The sequence below is a fragment of the Paenibacillus sp. FSL K6-2862 genome (assembly GCF_038005125.1).
GTDB lineage: Bacteria > Bacillota > Bacilli > Paenibacillales > Paenibacillaceae > Paenibacillus > Paenibacillus illinoisensis_A.
On sequence record NZ_JBBOSN010000002.1, the window covers coordinates 319,568 to 337,310 of the forward strand.

A 17,743-nucleotide genomic window follows, 5' to 3' on the forward strand; every position below is an offset into this window, starting at 1 on the left:
AAAAACAGGGGGAATGTACCATCATGGGAAATGAAGAACGTAACACTTATGTAAAAATCCAAATAACCAATGCGTTAATTGAACTGCTTAAAGAGAGAGAGCTTTCGAACATTTCAATTAGTGACATTACAACCACAGCTCAAGTAAGTCGAAATTCTTTTTACAGAAACTATTCCGAACAGGAAGACATTCTCTTAGATCATATTCATTCTATACTTCAAGGATGGCGGCTTGATTACGAAAATGATGGACACCAGACAAACGAGGAAATGTACGGTAGTCTTTTTGCACACCTGAAAGAAAACAGTGATCTCTATCTTCTTCTAAAGAAAAGAGGGCTATTTCATTTATTTCTCGATGTATTTCTTAGTATTTTTGGTTCAAAACCAGATCAGGATAATCTATCCGCATACATTGTTTCATTTATAGCTTATGGTACCTACGGTTGGATTGAAGAGTGGATAGGAAGAGGGATGCAGGAGTCGGCAGAGAGTATGACAGCACTGCTATCCTCTCAGGGGAAACGTTAGTTTAATAATTTAAGATCAGCGTGATTAACTGGGGTCAACAACTAGCGAACGTTAAAATGGATTGTTGCAGAAAATGCAAACGATCCTTTCTTTTATATCTTCAGCACGGCAGCGGAAGACTGATGAACCTCATCAAGCTAACGGATGTGATTATAGAGTTTAAAATGTTAAATATAAAAAAAGCATTGCCACGCGTATGGGACTGACCCCTGTTTGCGAGACAGGGATCAAAACACCTTTTAAGCTCTAAGCAACCAGTTGCCGGAAATGAACCGGTGATTGGTTATTTAGTTTTGTTTGAATGCGAATTGAGTTATAGTAAGTTATGTAATCTCGAACCACCTGTACGACGATTGCCGTCGTTGTACTGGTTAACGACTCGAGATAGAACGTTTCAGACTTTAGCGTGGAATGAAACGATTCAATGGGGGCATTATCAGCGGGCGTAACCTTGCGGGACATGCTCATGGTAATGCCTTTTCCTTTTACAGCTGCTTGATATGCCTGAGAGGTATAAACGCTACCCTGATCGCTATGGAGCAATGTACCTGGTAAATGGGGTAACTGGTTCAAGGTGTCCAGCACCAATGCAGTGTCTTGCTTATCAGCTATACTGTAAGCCACGATTTCGCCGTTAAACAAGTCTAAAATACTCGACAGGTATAACATTCTTCCACCGAACGGCAGATACGTTATGTCTGTTACAAGTTTTTGCATGGGTGCATGGGCGTTGAAATGACGCTTCAACACGTGTTCTGCGATGTAGGCTGGTTGCCCCGTAGGTTTGCGTTTCTTCATTTTGACACGGCACTGCAGCCTCTCCTCCTGCATAATCCGCTGCACCCGTTTGTGATTTATCTGATGCTCTTTTCGAAGTAATGCCGTGATCTTTCGGTAGCCATAGCGAAATTTATGCTGGTTGCAGAGTTCTCGGATTTTCTCCACGACGATGTGATCTTTGTAATGACTTCCATAAGCAGATTTCCAGCGATAGTAGGTGGCACGAGGAAGTTCAATCCATGCACAAGCATGGCTCACACTGACTTCCCCACGAATAGATTCCATCCATTCCACGATGATTTTGGGAGACACCTCCTTTCCAACGCTTTGTACTTTTTTAGCACATCAATTTGTTGTTTTAAAAAACGATTCTCCGCCTTAACTTTCTCTAGTTCTGAAGCATATTCAGGTCCTTTACCGTAGCTGTATTGTTTACCCACGGGCTGCTCCAATCGGTTCAATTGACCATTACGATGCCATCTCATCCAGGTTTCCACTTGTGTCTTATTTCGTATATTCAATTGCTCCATGACTTCTTTCACAGGAACACCAGCCAATCTCATTTCAATGGCATTCATCTTTACTTCTACTGGATAGCTTACTCTTGTTGCCAACGCAAAAACACCTCCAAGGTTGTCTCCATATCTTACGACATGGCCGCATTCTCTTGAAGGTGTTTTAATTTGTCTCACTCTATGGGGTCAGTCCCGTCCCTATATGGCAATGCTTTTTTTATAGAAATAGGGTTGGGAGTCGATACAGGAGCCGGGGAGAGCTCCTGGTTGTTTTCTGATCATTTATTTTATGGATCTATTCAAGTTTTTCCTGTACATATATTTTCTATACATAATGAAAAGCACTACATGTATCTAACTTTTGAACTGTTCTAAACCATTGAACTAACGGGCAGATTTGCTTAATGACATCAGCATCGTATATGTATTACTCGAAATAATGTTTCTTGCACTTTGAAGGGGAGTTAGAGCTGTGTATAACGACACAAATGTACAGACATAAACGACATAAATGTCGGGACATCCTTCTCCTTAATAATAAAGCCACCCCATATTGGTCATAACCCTGTCAAGTAAACAGTTCTAAAAAGACAAAATTTAAGCTGCGGCCGTTTCCCGGTATTCTACCGGGGAACGGTCGTTTAGTTTTTTCTGAAATCGGTTTTGGTTGTAAAACAGTATGTATTCACTCACTTGCTGCTCAACCTCTGCTTTGTTTGCCTCCTTATTCAAGTATATTTTCTCGGTCTTTAAATGAGAGAAAAAAGACTCGGGTACAAGCATTATCTAAGCAATTTCCACGCCTGGAATGACTGCCTAGCATGCCGAGCTGGTTCAGTTTACGGTTAAAGGGCTTCGAAGTATATTGAAATCCTTGATCCGAGTGTAGGATTACAAAACTCAGATCCACGTGCTGACGGAGTCTATCCAGCGTTTCATGAACCAAAGCAAGGTCATTTCGTTCAGAAAGATGCCACGCTACAATCTCGTTATTGTATAAATCCTGAATAACAGAGAGATACACAAAGTGTTCTCCAGCACGAATATAGGTAATGTCCGTAACCAGCTTCGTTCGTGGTGTATCCGCCCGAAACTGACGCTCCAGCCGATTCGGGTTCACCACAGAGGCTTGTTTTCCAAAGAATCGACGCTTTTTTCGAATGACAGAACAGATGCCTAATTGTTTCATTAATCGGTACACCTTTTTGTGGTTGACTCGAAGGCCTTCCCTTCGTAAAGCTACGGTCATTCGAAGATAGCCAAAGTAAGGATGCACGCGATGGATAGCAAGCAAATGGGATTCTAGTTCATGTTCCTTGTGTCTACGCTCTTTTGCTACTGTTATGCTTTTTCTCCACTTGTAATAACCCGAGCGGGAAACCGCAGCTAACTTCAAGAGCCAAGCCAGACCATGGCGTGCTCTCAGGTCCTCAATGATTTGAAATCTGGCTGCTTTACTCGTCGCTCCTTGTGTAGATTTGGATTCTGCTTTTTTAAGTATTCAATTTCCGCCCGCAAATACGCCATCTCTTCTTCCATACTGGAAAACTTGGTTCTAGGGCGTCCCCGTTTGGGTGTAACAGGTTCTAGACTCATTCCCTGTTTCACTTTGGCTGCCCACACTTGTACCTGAGATTTATTTTGAATATCTAAACGTGTCGCTACTTCACGTATACTCATATGTTCTTCGTTGACCAGCCGAACTGCCTCCAATTTCAAATCCAAAGAGTACCGCCGGAATGTTTGACCTTTTTTAGCCATGAAAAAATCCCCTTCGTTTACATGATTAAGTTAATCTTAACAGATGTCTTTTTTCTCATGTCTACTAAAAGGGGATAATACCAATTTAGCGGCTTTTTTATTTTATCGGTACAAGTTCGTGTCCCTAGTCAAGGACAAGAACTTGTACCGATGCCGAAATTGACAAGAACATGTTCCGATTATCGATTAGATAAATACCTAACTGAAGTCTACAGCTATTTCATTAAGCTGACGAGCAGGTTAGTTCAATAAAGATTTAAAAATGCCCAGAACTTCTACTTTATACAAACGGGCTTGCTTCTGGAACACTACTTTTACTTGGTTAATCTATTCCCATATAAACTAGTCTAAATTGTATGCGAATAAAAAGTAGTTCACCAGCCGGCTGCTTACCTGTCTATAAGACAAAAATTATGTTGTTAGTTTGTTAAACAATCTTTTCTCCGATTCTTATTTTAAATTGGACTCTCCCCATTCAGACATATTTTGGAGGATTGGTAAAAACTTCTGGCCAAGATCTGTTAAGGTATATTCTACTCTTGGTGGAACCTCTATATAAATTTCACGATGTAATAGTCCATCACTTTCTAATTCTCTGAGTTGCTCATAATGGCGTGTAAAACCTCATTAGTATGAAATTTAATAGTATGTTCTAAAAAAAATCGTACTTGTTAGAAAAAAGATACTCTAATAAGCTTGCAATAGCAAGTCTGGCGGGGAAAATTACATTTAATTTCAGCTGAAGAAGGCTGCAGGAGGATTCAATAATGAAAAATAGAATATGTGAAATATTAAACATAGAAAAACCGATTATACAGGGCCCAATGGCTTGGCTTACTAATGCCGACTTTGTTGCAGCGGTAAGTAATGCTGGTGGATTAGGATTTCTGTCAGCAACTGCCGGTCAGATTGTTGATAAAACCCTTACCCGTTCACCAGAAATACATGCAGAAAGATTAAGAACTGAAATACAAAAAACAAAATCATTAACGAATAAGCCATTTGGAACAGTTGTGATCGCAGGTAGTGATTTAAATTACACATGGCGGATTATAGACACAGTTATTGAAGAGAAAGTCCCTGTTGTTCTTGTGAACGGTTTACCGGGTCTGCCGTATGAAAAAATCTTTAAACCATTAAAAGAAAACAATATTAAAATTGTATATAGACCTAATACTCCTACTATTGAAGATGCAAAAGCTGCAGAAAAACTTGGAATAAATGTTTATGTAGCGACTGGATTTGATGAAGGTGGTACGGTTCCAGAACGAGTTATTGGAACATTTTCGATTGTTCCCATGATTGTAGATGCTATTAATACCCCTGTAATGGCAGCTGGTGGTATTGGAGACGTTAGAGGCGTGCGTGCCGCATTTGCTTTAGGTGCTGAAGGTGTGTTTGCTGGTAGTGCCTTTATTCCAACAAAAGAAAATCCTGCAGCAGAAAATGTGAAACAAATGATTGTAGATGCTACAGCAGAAGATTTACTAATGTTCCGTACTTTACCAACATACTATCGTTCTTTACCTACTAAATTAGTGAATAAACTCGTCGAAATAGATAAACAAGGTGCTAGTCGTGAAGAAATAGCAAAATTGATGGTTGATGGACTGCGTATCGGTATGCTAGAAGGCAATACAGACGAGGGCTATATTTCTATAGGTACTGGGATTACGCCAATCAAAGAAATCAGAACTGTAAAAGAAGTGATCGATACGTTGATGCAAGACTTTAACTAAATTTTAGACAATGTGTTAGTTAATAGGTTAAATACCAATGATGTATTGGTATCTCTCAAGTTAGACGATCTTAAGTCCATAGCTAACTACCTAAATGAGGTGTAGCCATTGAAAATCGAGGATATAATCCTTACTTGTATAAAAGAAAAACCAGGGATAAGCGCGAAGAAAATTATTTCATGTTTGAATTCACTCATGGAAGAATAACATTCCTCATTCCCTTACTTTAGGAAACTGCGAACTTTAAGGAGAAAAGGAAATGATCACAATAGAGGCGAACGCTGGTACGTAATGAATCGCAATAGGTAGAAGAAAAAACTGGCCTTTTACAGCGGAAGCAGTAAATCTCACAAGTAGGAACGAATCTGGGCAACAAGGCGAAAGAGTATCCAGAGAAATAAGTATTTACTTAATATTTTCTACACTATTATTTAATAGGCTAAATATCAGTTGTCTTTTCTACCCTGTTCAAGCAAGACAACTAAAGAGAGAATGTCAGTTATTGGCTAGCGCAATTGGAATAGCGGTTGCAATTATGCAACAAATTTTGTCTAAAATAAACCTGTTGAATAGAAAGAAGGCTTAACTATGAATAATAAAAAAGTATTCAAATCTGATTTTCAAAATGTCGATAACACAGATGCAAGTACACAAAAAACACAAAAGAAACAAATGGTTCTGGGTCTAGCCTTAGGGAACAACTTTGGTACTCATCAGGGCGCATGGCGTATGCCGCACGCGGATCCTAATGATTACACGAACATCGATGCCGCTGTAAAACAGATCCAGACAGCTGAACGCGGTGGACTACAGTTCATCTTCTTGGCTGACTATTTCTTCATGAAGGAGGACTTGAGCGTAACACCACCAGAAAAAAGTTTAGATGTACTCATTACTCTTGCTGCATTATCACAGGCTACAGAACGCATCGGATTAATCGGCACAGCTTCTACTTCTTTCACTGAACCTTATTTACTGGCACGACAACTCAAGGCACTTGACGTCATCAGCCGTGGCCGTCTTGGATGGAATGCTGTCCCCAGCTTCGACGCTGAATCATTCGCGAATTTCGGAAAGACTCTACCGTCACGTGAGAAAAAGTACGAGCGTCTCCATGAAGTGGTACAAATCGTTCAAGCACTTTGGGGTAGCTGGGAATATGAGGCAGGTCAGCCTGACCAAGCTGGCATGTTTGCTGATCCGACTCATGTCCGACCAGTCAACCTTCAAGGTCAACACGTCGGAACACGTGGCCCACTTCCAATCCCACCGTCTGAGCAAGGCCAGCCTGTCGTCGTTATGCCTGCTGGCAGTAGCTACGGCCTACAAGCAGCTGCTATGTATGCCAATGTCATTATTGGAAGACCATCAAGCATCGAGGAAAGTAGAACATTACGTAACTCTGTACGAAATGCCGCAGAACAAGCAGGTCGTAACCCTGATGAAGTTAAGCTGATCACATTTGCTGGGTTTACTATCGGGGATACAAAACGCGAAGCTCTTGATAAACGTGCTGCACTCGATGATAAGATTGACATCCACGGTCAGCTAAGACTCTTGAGTGCTTACCTTGGTCTGAATGAGGAACTCACTCGGCCTAACGAACCACTTACAGAAGCACAGCTTGCTGCAGTTCATACACATCCATTTGATACTACATCTCAACATATAGTTGAGCTAGCCAAAGCAGGATGGTCCCCTCGCGATATTCTTGCTCATGCCGTGTTAGATTCATGCCCAACGGTAGTTGGCACTGGCGAGCAGGCCGCTGACTTTCTGCAAGAGTGGTATGAAGCAGATGCAACAGATGGATTCCTGCTTATTCTCGATGATTTTAACACTGGAATAGATGACTTTGTAAATCACGTTATGCCGGTCTTACAAGAACGTGGCATCTTCCATAATGACTATGAAGGGAGAACCTTCCGTGATCACTTCGGACTACCATTACAATATGGACTCGATCCACGTATCATAACTAAATAGGTGGAAGAAGACATCTGTGATGTATAATCAGACTCTATGAAATAATTAAAATCACCCCTCAATATAATTTGAGAGGTGATTTTGATTATTTCAAGTTTCCGAAGTGAAAGTGATTTTTTAATCAGTATTTATTGAATGAGAAATTCTTATGGAAGTAGTCGGAAAAATTAATTAACTCAAAAAGCACTTACAATTCTAAAAAATTCATGCCCAACAGTGTTGAATATGAAATATATAATGGTATTGAAAAACTCCCGCATTTTAATCGTGAATTAGATAATGATAAACCATCAGCAGAGGTGCAAGTATATAGAGAATTGCTTTCAAGAGCAGATGGAGTCAAGTCATTATCTATACACCCGAATATATTAAGGGTGTACTGGTGTTTTAAACAATGCTTTAGAATGGTTGGTATCGTCTGCTGAGCTTTACACAAAACCAGTAGAGGTTATTACAGGTTCATGTGATGGGGAAATGCTCATCAAGCATTACAACTCAATTTAAGTATGTTAAATGCGAATCTATTCGATGGTGGAGCATTATTAATTTCAGGAGCAAATAATAAATTGAACGAAGACGGGGAATTCGTAAAAAATGAGGTTAATTCCTCACTAAAGTTATTAATATCCAAATTGCTTGAAAAAATCAATAAGGAAATTTCGTCTACCATTCCTCACTATTGTGTAGAAGTTCTTGCATTTTGTTTATTTGCAGCAGCTTTGTTTGAGTTAAATCGAGTCATTAGAAAAAAAGTTAGAAGTGTATTCAAGAAAGGTAAAGATCAGGTTCCTCTTGTTAAGGAGATTTTAGGCACAATAAAAATTTATGGAGTATTAATATTACCGATGATTATGGCAGCTGCATTTTTGGAGACTTACATAGCTGATATTATATTTAACCTATTTTAGTAACAGATTCGACAATCGAGAGCGTTTGTAGAGATTGAGAAGGACAGTAAAAGCTGTTCTTCTTATACCGCGGGTATCGAAGGTTAATTGGTCTGCCACCATTACAGGATATTAAAGTTTTGCGAAAATTACCTGATACCACTAAATTTGAGGAGTTCTAAGGGAACAAAATAGGGAATTCCATCTAATGTTTTATAAATTTAAAGCGTTACTCCAATAAAACAAAAGAAGCAGTTGACCAGAATGCTCGGCTACTTTTGTTCAACTAACGGGCAGGTTAGTTGAAGTAAAGGCACCAAACTCTTGTGCCTGTTTGGGTCAAGAGTTTGGTGCCTTTACTGATTAGATTGCGTTTCATGTTCAAATTTAAAAGATTAATTCGGATGCAATAAGCTCCAAAACAATCGTCTCTCTTTCAATAGAAAGTCCCATGGAAGCCTCTTTGTTTTTTATTACCTGTCGATTATGCATAATGGCCTGATGAATATCGATCCAGACAGCAGACATACCATTGTTCATTTCGTAATCTTCAAGTCGTGCCTCTCCAAGCTGTTCATGTATGCTGCAGACATAGTAGTAAGATAACATATGAATCAGATCGTATTCGGGATTGTAATGGGGACGATACTCTTCGATATAGCCAAAATCGCTTGTAACTTCTACCTGGATAGCACCGGTTTCTTCGGCTATTTCTCTTATTAGCCCACTAAGCAGGTCCTCATTAGCTTCCACACCGCCTCCGGGAAAACTGTAGTCATTATATCTACGGGTATAGAGCAGAAGAATCTCAGAACCACGCATAATAATACCACGTGCTGCTTTTCGTTCATAAATTCGGCCGTCTAGGCCAGGCGTATCTGGATGGATTAACTTTTGGATCATTCTCATTATTGTTGACTTCCTTTACTGTATGGTTGCAGAGATCTCTGTGATCCATCCCATCGTTTATTTCACAATCATGAATGGACAATGGGCTCTTTTGACAACTTTATGACTTAAGCTTCCAAGTACGAATTCCTGTAAGGTGTTCAGTCCCCGGCTACCGATAATAAGCAGATCAACACTATTCTTGTTCGCATAATCTACAATCCTGGGGCCAGGATCACCATTTATAAAAGTAACTCGATATTTTACATTTTTCTCTGTAAGTTCTTGCTGAACAGGAATAAGTTTCTGTTTACGTTTCAGTTCAATCTCCTCATGATTCTGAGAATGGAGAACTTCGTCTTTGACTTTGGATAAGTCTACAACAAACAGAATTTCAACCTCGGCATCCGGGATTAATGATGCAATATAAGCCGCTTCCTTCGCTGCACGAATGGCATTATTAGAGCCATCTGCAGCAAGGAAGATATGTTGATACATGTTCATCTCTCCAATCAGTGTGATTTTAACTGTGCGTTTGGATCCTGATACACCGCTAACTTATTTATGAGTTTTTCGCTTGACGTATTCAGTCCCTTAATCGTAACTCGGTTATGATTCTCCCGATATTTGATGACCACTTTATCAACAGCGCCTACACCCGAATCATCCCAGATGTGTGCGTTTGAAAAATCAATGATAATATCCGAGTCAGCAATGTTGAAGTCAAAAGCCTCAACAAAACCTTCTACCGATACAAAGAATAATTGACCCGTCACATCGAACCTCACGTTTCTCTCCGTGGAAAGTTGCTTCACACTCACTTTAGAAATTTTTGCGGCAAAGAATACGGCACTGAGAATGACGCCTACAATGACACCCATAGCAAGGTTATCGGTTGCTACAACGACAAAAACGGTAACCAGCATAACGAGTGCATCACTTTTAGGTGCCTTACGGAGATAAGAGTAGGAGTGCCAGTCAAATGTTCCAATGGCGACCATAATCATAATCCCGGCAAGTACAGGCATAGGTATCTGAACAACGACACCCCCAAGTACAAGAATAAGGAACATGAGGAATACACCAGCTACGAGGGTGGATAATCTCCCCCGCCCTCCAGATTTAACATTGATCACAGACTGTCCAATCATGGCGCAACCTGCCATTCCGCCGAAGAAACCCGTAATAATGTTGGCAACACCTTGTCCGCGAGCTTCTTTGTTTTTGTTACTATCCGTACCGGTCATATCGTCCACGATAGAAGACGTCAGCAGAGACTCAACCAATCCGACAATGGCCAGTGAAATGGAGTAAGGGAATATAATTTGCAATGTTTCCAGATTAAAAGGAATATCAGGAATGAAGAATGAGGGAAGAGATTGCGTGATAATCCCTAGCTCTCCAACCGTTCCTAAATCCAGGTTACCCCAAATTGCAGCTGCGGTTAAAACCACAATGGCAATAAGAGGTGCTGGAATGGCTTTGAAGAATCGGGGTAAAACATATACTATAATTAAAGTAACTGCAACGAAGATGTAGGTCAGCGTGGATATGCCCACAAAATGGGGAACTTGTGCCATGAATATCAGAATAGCGAGAGCATTCACAAAGCCGATCATGACAGCCCTCGGGATAAATTTCATGAGTTTACCGATTTTTAATACGCCAAAAAGCAATTGGATAACGCCAGTGAGAATGGTGGCAGCCAGTAAATACTGAACGCCATGTTCTTTGACCAAAGGAACCATTAGTAAGGCCATGGCACCGGTAGCAGCAGAAATCATCCCGGGCCGGCCACCAATAAATGAGATGATGACAGCAATACAAAACGATGCATACAGACCCACCATGGGATCAACACCAGCAATAATAGAAAATGCAATGGCTTCGGGGATGAGTGCCAATGCCACTACAATCCCGGCTAATATGTCCCCTCGAATATTAGAGAACCAATCTGTCTTAATCCGTTCAATCACGTGTACTTCCACTCCTTATCTTTTTTTATGACTCTTACTCGACTAAAAGTCATAGAAGTACATTGATCTTATCACGAACAGTTCCAAAATGGAACCTTTTTGGTTCTTTGTTTATGTTATAGTTTATTAATGTCATTCGCAGTTAGGAGTTTTAACATGATTATTGGTTACATGAGACCATCTCAGGATGACCCGAAATGTCAAAATCAACACGAAATATTAAAGCGTAAAACCTGTGATCGAATATTTAAGGAAGAACATTCATCTGCAAAGCAAAGAACGCAACTAAATGCCATGATGAACGAGCTCCAGGCAGGAGATGCCGTCATTGTTACTCGGTTATTCTCCTTAGCTGACTCTACAAAACATCTTGTCGATCTGCTGAAGGAATTTCATAAGCGAGAGGCCCATCTGTATTCTCTGAATGAAAATTTGAATACTCTGGACAGTTCTGGTCGATTTTTTCTGGAGCATGTGGAGGCTTTACTTGATTTCCAAGGAGATTTAAGCAGTGAAAGCACGAAAAAAGGAATGGATGAAGCGAAGGAAAAGGGGACTAAGTTAGGTCGCCCTCGTAAATTGGATGGGAACGTAATGAAGGCGATACAAATGTATGAAAGTAAAGAGTACAGTCTTGCTGAGATTCGTGAAGAAACTGGCATCAGTAAAACAACGCTGTATCGTTATTTAGGTTCGTAAGTTAGACTAAATTATATGTAGATGAACAAAAGCAGCTGATATACAGATCGGTTGCTTTTGTTCATCTAACGGTACACTCAATTTAGCGGGCAGAACAGCGAACAGTTACGTTTTTCATTTTATTACCATGAATTAACTTACAATGATAAACATGAGATGTGTTAATATCGCTCTATAGAACAAAATTGGAAGGAACTATTCAATGAAAACTAAAATAATCATTTTTAATATCTCACTAATACTTTGGCTAATATCGACTGTTTACTTTCTATACAGATATTCCTTCGGAATGGGGTACTGGAAAAACCCTCTACTAGTTTCTGTTTTATTTTACTTATTCGCTATTATTATTAATAAGGGTTTTAACAAGATAATTACTTTTATTACTGTGATTTATATTGGTTTTGGAGTATGGTTCATAATAGACTTATTATTATCTATGGGTAACGTTCTGTCGGTAGAATAGAGAAAGGATCTGGTATCACTTTATGTTAGTCTCTTTTTGAGAAGCCTCATTAAAGTTACTTGAATCGTAAATTCAAACATAAAGGAGCAACTAGCAATTGGCAGTTGCTCCTTTTCTAACGGGCAGGTTAGTCTAATCAAGATTTAGAAATGCCCATAACCCATAACTTCTACGCAAAAGGGCTAATAAGTAAATATTGTTTCTGTAACACTTCTTTTTACTTGCTTAATCTGTTCCCATTTAAACTGTTATTGAGTCATGAAATGAAAAACAGCCGATCACCAGCCGGCTGTTTGAACAATCTTTTCTTCTCATAATAAAAGATTAACTCTTATTTTAAATTGAAATCTCCCCATTCAGACATACTACGAAGGATTGGTGAAAACTGCTGGCCAAGATTTGTTAAAGAATATTCTACTCTTGGTGGAACCTCTTTATAAATTTCACGATGTAAGAGACCATCACTTTCTAATTCTCTGAGTTGCCTCGTTAGCATCGATTGTGTAATATCCGGAAAAACTCGTTTTATCTCCCCAAATCTTCTTGTTTCTTCAGAAATATAGCATAATAGCGATAATTTCCATTTGCCAGCAACCATTTTTTGTACTCTATTTAGTCCACAGTCAGGCGAATAGTAATTCCTGTAGTTCATTATTTTCTCCTCCAAAATTTATATTATGCTCTTAAAGAGTGTGAAAAAGTACATTAGTATTGTTTTTGATAGTATGTTCTATAAAAGATCGTACTTGTTTAAAACACTATATTTCAATAAGATAACAAATGCAAGTCCAGTAAAAATTATTTATAGATAATGGAGGAATAAAGATTGCAATCTTCAGAGATAAAAAAATACAATACGGGTGCCATTATGACATCCCTGCTTATCTGCGGTTTTTTCGGCTTCCTTAGCGAAACTGCTCTCAATGTTGCGCTGACTAATTTAATGGAGTTATTCCAAATTTCAGCCCCTACTGCACAGTGGTTAACAACTGGGTACTTATTGACTCTAGGTATTTTAATGCCACTAAGTGGCCTTCTGATGCAGAAGTTTACTACAAGACAGTTATTCACAGGTTCGCTCATCAGCTTAATCGTCGCTACATTGATCGCGGCTCTGGCGTTTAATTTTGAAATGTTACTGTTCGGGCGAGTTTTACAGGCAGCAGGTATGAGTATGTTGATCCCACTCTTATTCAATACAGTTCTGGTCATATATCCGCATGAAAAGCGGGGAGCGGCAATGGGATTAGTCGGACTTGTTACCATGTTTGCGCCAGCACTCGGACCGACCTTTGGCGGTCTAGTAATCGGATATTTATCTTGGCCTTACATCTTTTGGTTATCACTACCCTTTTTGGTTATAGGGTTGTTGGTAGGTTTGAAGTATTTGGAAAACCTTACGGATGTCACAAATCCTCGGATTGATCTACTGTCTGTGATATTGTCAACGATTGGATTTGGAGGAGTTGTCTTTGGCTTTAGTAGGGCGGGCGAAGGTGTTGAAGGTTGGAGCAGTGTGGCCGTCATCACATCGATTACTGTTGGGCTTGTTGCTATGTTATTGTTTGTCGTACGGCAGAACTCAATGAATGATCCGATTATGAATTTGCGAGTTTTTAAGTATCCGATGTATGTCGTTGGACTAATTTTAGTAGTGTTATGCCCAATGATTTTTATGGCGAGCATGGTTATATTGCCGATGTTTCTGCAGACGGGTGCAGGATTGTCTGCGTTCACTGCGGGGCTCATGCTTTTACCGGGCAGTGCGCTCATGGGTCTCCTCTCCCCGACTATGGGGCGATTGTTCGATAAATATGGACCCAAATGGCTCGTTATTCCTGGATTCCTGATCGTTACAGCCATGTTATGGTTCTTTACTACCCTATCTCCTGCTTCTTCAGTGGGCTTTATCGTAGCTTTGCATATAGGGCTGATGATTGGGATATGCATGATATGGATGCCAGTTCAAACGAACGGACTAAATCAATTACCGCCAGAATTATATTCGCACGGGACAGCAATATTAAACACACTACAGCAGGTTACAGGTGCGATTGGAATAGCTGTTGCAGTCAGTATCCTTTCGGGGGGGATGGAGAAGTACTTGAGCAACTCCTCCGCACCGACCAAACAGGCCGAAGTGGCAAACGCGATGACGGCGGGTTCACATAACGTGTTCTTGTACATGATTTTAATAGGGATGATTGGCTTTGTTATAGCGATCTTCGTTCGCCGTGTCGTAAACAACCGCGAAGAGGTGCATTCACCACATTGATTTTTTGTCAACGAGTCCCTTACCGATATATGTGGAGAATGTTCACATTAAATGGAAGGGGAAATTGAGTGTCAGTTGGAATTTTATGATCTGGTATCATCCTGACACACTCATTGTGAAGAACTTCCTTAAACAAAAGGGCCGCTGCTGCGGCTCTTTTTCTGTGTGACAAACAGCAAATCTCTAAGGAACTTAACCTTTATGTAGGCAAAGATATTTTACTTTATGGTTAGTGGTTAAGCGATGGGTTAATACAAATGAACCTATGTGAATATATAAAATGCGAACCACGGTAACAAATATGGTTAAATGGCTAGACGTAAATGGATTTATATACCTTAAACGTGATGAACATGACGCAAGGTTAATGCGATTTTTTTACAGACAAAGGCAAAGCTATATCATGTAACCAAGGTAATACAGAGCCATTGGGTACTTTGTCTACTAACTAGTGGAAGTTGCTTGGAAGGAATGGGATTAGATTATTTTAGTTCCTTGGAGCCTATTAAGAATAATAAGAGCCAATTAGCTGACAGATTAGGTATAAGAGATTCTGGTTTACGGAGCATCATAATAATCCCATCCAAATGAGTAAGTCTCCCGATTTGTTAAGTCTGCACGTGATTGCACATACCCAGAATATACGGTGACGGTTCAGGCGAAATTATGTTGCCAAACCATAGCCCTCTGAAAGTGGTGGGAAACTTTACATTGCTTGAAGCGCTATATTCGGGCAGCGTTGACCTTGGAATAGGAAGAGCATCGGGGACAGATGGATTTAACTGCATTAGCCTTACAACGTACACAAGAGTCCTATGAATTCCCTTAATACCTAAACCAGGTTCTTTCGTTTTTGCGAAATTTTTCAGCCAACCACCGTTATAGTAAGATGAAATATCAGGGAATGAATCCCTGATACTGGATTTATACATGATGGGTTCGAGCCGACACAGTGTGCTTCGCTATAGAAAAGGGTTTGGATTGGTGTTTGCAGGCCACTTAGCCCCCCTTGATAGTACCTCTTAAAAGTGTATAAAATCTCATTAGTATTGTTTTTAGTAGTATGTTCTATAAATAGTAGTACTTGATAAAAGTAAAATACTTTAATAAGATTCTCAATAGCAACTCTTGTAAGAAAAATCATTACAAAATTACAGTAACAAGTAAAATTACTACATTCAAATTCAGTTGAGAGGATTCAATGATGAATAATAGAATATGTGAAATATTAAATATAGAAAAACCCATTATACAGGGCCCGATGTCTTGGGTTACTAATGCCGAATTTGTTGCAGCGGTAAGCAATGCTGGTGGATTAGGATTTCTAGGTCCAAATGCCGGTCACGTTGATATCACTCGTTCACCCGAAATTAGTGCGGAAAGAATGAGAACTGAAATACAAAAAACAAAATCATTAACGAATAAGCCATTTGGAGTATCTGTGGTCGTAAATCGTGATTTAGCTTTCACGTGGCCAATTTTAGAGGCAGTTATTGACGAGAAAGTTCCTGTTGTTCATGTAGGCGGTATGCTGGATGAAAGAATCTTTAAACCATTAAAAGAAAACAATATTAAAATTGTTTATAGACCTCTTACTCCTACTATTGAAGATGCAAAAGCTTCAGAAAAATTTGGAATAGATGTTTATGTAGCAACAGGATTTGATGAAGGGGGTACGGTTCCGGAACGAGTTATTGGAACATTTTCGATTGTTCCCATGATTGTAGATGCTATAGATACTCCTGTACTGGCAGCGGGTGGTATTGGGGATGTCAGAGGCGTGCGTGCCGCATTCGCTTTAGGCGCTGAAGGTGTGTTTGCTGGTAGTGTCTTTATTCCAACAAAAGAAAATCCAGCAGCAGAAAACGTGAAACAAATGATTGTAGATGCTACAGCAGAAGATTTACTAATGTTCCGTACTTTACCAGCTTATTATCGCTCTTTACCTACTAAATTAGCGAATAAACTCGTCGAAATGGATAAACAAGGTGCCAGTCGTGAAGAAACAGCAAAATTGATGCGTGGATCAATTGGAATGCGTATCGGCATGCTAGAAGGAAATACAAACGATGGTTATATTTCTGTAGGCACTGGAATCACTCCAATCAAAGAAATAAGAACTGTAAAAGAAGTGGTTGATAATTTAATGCAAGACTTTAATTAAAACATACCACAAAGGGGTATTCTGTTACCGGAGAACTCCACACAGTTTGCTCAAAAAAAAGAGCGTGCGGATTCTATTGCGGTTTTTAATAACTTGCTAAAGAAGGGGAAATATCTCCCCACCCCACCTTTGTCTGATTTTGATTGTAGAGTTGTCAATGCTCTGGAACCGTAGTTATTGTAAGAGGAACCCAATCCTCAACACAAGTCAATTCAAATGGAATAGGAGAATGAATATGAAATTCGGAATTATAGGTGCAGGACCAATTGGATCTAATATTGCTAAAAAATTGGTTGAGAACGGACATGATGTCAGGATTGCAGATGCCCGTGGGATTGAACGCTTGGAAGGCAAAAAACTTGCAGGAACACCTGTGACCGTAGAAGATGTAGTAAAAAATATTGATGTTCTTATAACATCTATCCCTATCGATGCACTGCCAAGCATTCGCAACATTGTAGATAAAGTTGAAGAGGACGTTGTTGTTGTCGACACTTCAAATTATTATCCTCAAAGGAATGGTAAAATTGAGGAGGTTGAAAAAGGAATGGTTGAAAGTGTTTGGGTATCCAATCATCTAGGTAGACCTATCATTAAAGCTTTCAACAATTTCTTAGCCTATACTTTAGAACATCGTGGAGCATCCGAAGGGACTCATGGACGCATTGCCATAGCGATTGCTGGTGATAACCTATGCCATAAAAAAATAATCATGGGTGTCGCAAATGAACTAGGCTTCGATGCCGTTGATGGTGGTTCTTTAAGCGATTCGTGGAGACAACAGCCAGGAACCCCTGCGTACTGTACTGAACTAACAAAAGAGGAGCTAACCGAAGCATTAACGAAGGCGAAAAAAGAAAAAGCCCCGTTATTAAGAGATCAGGCCATAGAGAAGCTTTCAGCGTCTATCGGTGGATACACACATGAAGATGTGATTAATGTAAATAGGGAAATATTTAAATCTTAAGTTTTGACGTTAAGCTAACGGGCAGGTTGGTTAACGAAGTTTTAAAAGTGCCTATAACTTCTACTACTTAAAACGGGCTGATAAGTGATTTTTGCTTCTGAAACACTACT

General features: G+C 39.7%; 14 protein-coding genes and 1 pseudogene. 8 read left to right on the forward strand and 7 right to left on the reverse strand.

Annotation, left to right across the window (positions count from 1 at the left end; translation table 11 throughout):
* Positions 1-23 precede the first annotated feature (23 nt).
* A complete protein-coding gene (locus MHB82_RS31320) occupies positions 24-530 on the forward strand; it encodes a TetR/AcrR family transcriptional regulator (protein WP_341176998.1) in 507 nt (168 codons plus the stop codon).
* Between the two features lie 246 nt (positions 531-776).
* On the opposite strand, the gene MHB82_RS31325 is transcribed toward MHB82_RS31320, so the two are convergent.
* The 3 genes and pseudogenes from MHB82_RS31325 to MHB82_RS31340 all read right to left on the reverse strand — a co-directional run bounded on the left by MHB82_RS31325 (position 777) and on the right by MHB82_RS31340 (position 4,147).
* A protein-coding gene (locus MHB82_RS31325; RefSeq protein ID WP_341176999.1) for an IS3 family transposase occupies positions 777-1,924 on the reverse strand; the annotation gives its coding sequence in 2 pieces (ribosomal slippage) (positions 777-1,651 and positions 1,651-1,924; 1,149 coding nt in all).
* A 498-nt stretch (positions 1,925-2,422) separates the two neighbouring features.
* Positions 2,423-3,586: pseudogene (locus MHB82_RS31335) on the reverse strand (IS3 family transposase).
* A gap of 450 nt (positions 3,587-4,036) precedes the next feature.
* Positions 4,037-4,147 (reverse strand): winged helix-turn-helix transcriptional regulator, encoded by a 111-nt coding sequence (locus MHB82_RS31340; protein ID WP_445671295.1) that lies wholly within the window; start codon positions 4,145-4,147, stop codon positions 4,037-4,039.
* A gap of 206 nt (positions 4,148-4,353) precedes the next feature.
* On the opposite strand from MHB82_RS31340, the gene MHB82_RS31345 reads away from it, so the two are divergent.
* The 3 genes from MHB82_RS31345 to MHB82_RS31355 all read left to right on the forward strand — a co-directional run bounded on the left by MHB82_RS31345 (position 4,354) and on the right by MHB82_RS31355 (position 8,219).
* Positions 4,354-5,325 (forward strand): NAD(P)H-dependent flavin oxidoreductase, encoded by a 972-nt coding sequence (locus MHB82_RS31345; protein WP_341177002.1) that lies wholly within the window; start codon positions 4,354-4,356, stop codon positions 5,323-5,325.
* Between the two features lie 588 nt (positions 5,326-5,913).
* Complete coding sequence (locus MHB82_RS31350; RefSeq protein ID WP_341177003.1) at positions 5,914-7,311, forward strand: NtaA/DmoA family FMN-dependent monooxygenase; 1,398 nt, start codon at positions 5,914-5,916, stop codon at positions 7,309-7,311.
* A gap of 506 nt (positions 7,312-7,817) precedes the next feature.
* Positions 7,818-8,219, forward strand: a complete 402-nt coding sequence (locus MHB82_RS31355; protein ID WP_341177004.1) for a stage II sporulation protein M — start codon at positions 7,818-7,820, stop codon at positions 8,217-8,219.
* Between the two features lie 366 nt (positions 8,220-8,585).
* On the opposite strand, the gene MHB82_RS31360 is transcribed toward MHB82_RS31355, so the two are convergent.
* The 3 genes from MHB82_RS31360 to MHB82_RS31370 are packed head-to-tail and all read right to left on the reverse strand — an operon-like array spanning position 8,586 to position 11,062.
* Positions 8,586-9,107, reverse strand: coding sequence for an NUDIX hydrolase (locus MHB82_RS31360; protein ID WP_341177005.1), 522 nt, complete (start codon positions 9,105-9,107; stop codon positions 8,586-8,588).
* A 57-nt stretch (positions 9,108-9,164) separates the two neighbouring features.
* Positions 9,165-9,584: a universal stress protein gene (locus MHB82_RS31365; RefSeq protein WP_341177006.1), complete on the reverse strand. Its 420-nt coding sequence runs from the start codon at positions 9,582-9,584 to the stop codon at positions 9,165-9,167.
* 14 nt (positions 9,585-9,598) lie between these two features.
* Positions 9,599-11,062, reverse strand: coding sequence for a SulP family inorganic anion transporter (locus MHB82_RS31370; protein ID WP_341177007.1), 1,464 nt, complete (start codon positions 11,060-11,062; stop codon positions 9,599-9,601).
* A 156-nt stretch (positions 11,063-11,218) separates the two neighbouring features.
* On the opposite strand from MHB82_RS31370, the gene MHB82_RS31375 reads away from it, so the two are divergent.
* Positions 11,219-11,761 carry a recombinase family protein gene (locus MHB82_RS31375; protein WP_341177008.1) on the forward strand — a complete coding sequence of 181 codons (543 nt, stop codon included), beginning with the start codon at positions 11,219-11,221 and terminating at the stop codon, positions 11,759-11,761.
* 797 nt (positions 11,762-12,558) lie between these two features.
* On the opposite strand, the gene MHB82_RS31380 is transcribed toward MHB82_RS31375, so the two are convergent.
* A complete protein-coding gene (locus MHB82_RS31380; protein ID WP_341177009.1) occupies positions 12,559-12,879 on the reverse strand; it encodes a winged helix-turn-helix transcriptional regulator in 321 nt (106 codons plus the stop codon).
* A 216-nt stretch (positions 12,880-13,095) separates the two neighbouring features.
* Here MHB82_RS31380 and MHB82_RS31385 point away from each other — a divergent pair, with 216 nt between their 5' ends.
* The 3 genes from MHB82_RS31385 (at position 13,096) to MHB82_RS31395 (ending at position 17,633) form a co-directional block, all read left to right on the forward strand.
* Positions 13,096-14,502, forward strand: a complete 1,407-nt coding sequence (locus MHB82_RS31385; protein WP_341177135.1) for a DHA2 family efflux MFS transporter permease subunit — start codon at positions 13,096-13,098, stop codon at positions 14,500-14,502.
* Between the two features lie 1,204 nt (positions 14,503-15,706).
* Entirely contained in the window at positions 15,707-16,666 is a 960-nt protein-coding gene (locus MHB82_RS31390; RefSeq protein WP_341177010.1) for an NAD(P)H-dependent flavin oxidoreductase, read from the forward strand.
* Positions 16,667-16,823: 157 nt separating this feature from the next.
* Positions 16,824-17,633: an NADPH-dependent F420 reductase gene (locus MHB82_RS31395; protein WP_341177136.1), complete on the forward strand. Its 810-nt coding sequence runs from the start codon at positions 16,824-16,826 to the stop codon at positions 17,631-17,633.
* Positions 17,634-17,743: the final 110 nt, after the last annotated feature.

Bases quoted from the DNA above. Each gene is read 5' to 3' on its own strand.
- MHB82_RS31320 (WP_341176998.1), top strand. From the start codon at position 24: ATGGGAAATGAAGAACGTAACACTTATGTAAAAATCCAAATAACCAAT.
- MHB82_RS31345 (WP_341177002.1), top strand. From the start codon at position 4,354: ATGAAAAATAGAATATGTGAAATATTAAACATAGAAAAACCGATTATA.
- MHB82_RS31350 (WP_341177003.1), top strand. From the start codon at position 5,914: ATGAATAATAAAAAAGTATTCAAATCTGATTTTCAAAATGTCGATAAC.
- MHB82_RS31355 (WP_341177004.1), top strand. From the start codon at position 7,818: ATGTTAAATGCGAATCTATTCGATGGTGGAGCATTATTAATTTCAGGA.
- MHB82_RS31360 (WP_341177005.1), bottom strand. From the start codon at position 9,107: ATGAGAATGATCCAAAAGTTAATCCATCCAGATACGCCTGGCCTAGAC.
- MHB82_RS31365 (WP_341177006.1), bottom strand. From the start codon at position 9,584: ATGTATCAACATATCTTCCTTGCTGCAGATGGCTCTAATAATGCCATT.
- MHB82_RS31375 (WP_341177008.1), top strand. From the start codon at position 11,219: ATGATTATTGGTTACATGAGACCATCTCAGGATGACCCGAAATGTCAA.
- MHB82_RS31380 (WP_341177009.1), bottom strand. From the start codon at position 12,879: ATGAACTACAGGAATTACTATTCGCCTGACTGTGGACTAAATAGAGTA.
- MHB82_RS31385 (WP_341177135.1), top strand. From the start codon at position 13,096: ATGACATCCCTGCTTATCTGCGGTTTTTTCGGCTTCCTTAGCGAAACT.
- MHB82_RS31390 (WP_341177010.1), top strand. From the start codon at position 15,707: ATGAATAATAGAATATGTGAAATATTAAATATAGAAAAACCCATTATA.
- MHB82_RS31395 (WP_341177136.1), top strand. From the start codon at position 16,824: ATGCTCTGGAACCGTAGTTATTGTAAGAGGAACCCAATCCTCAACACA.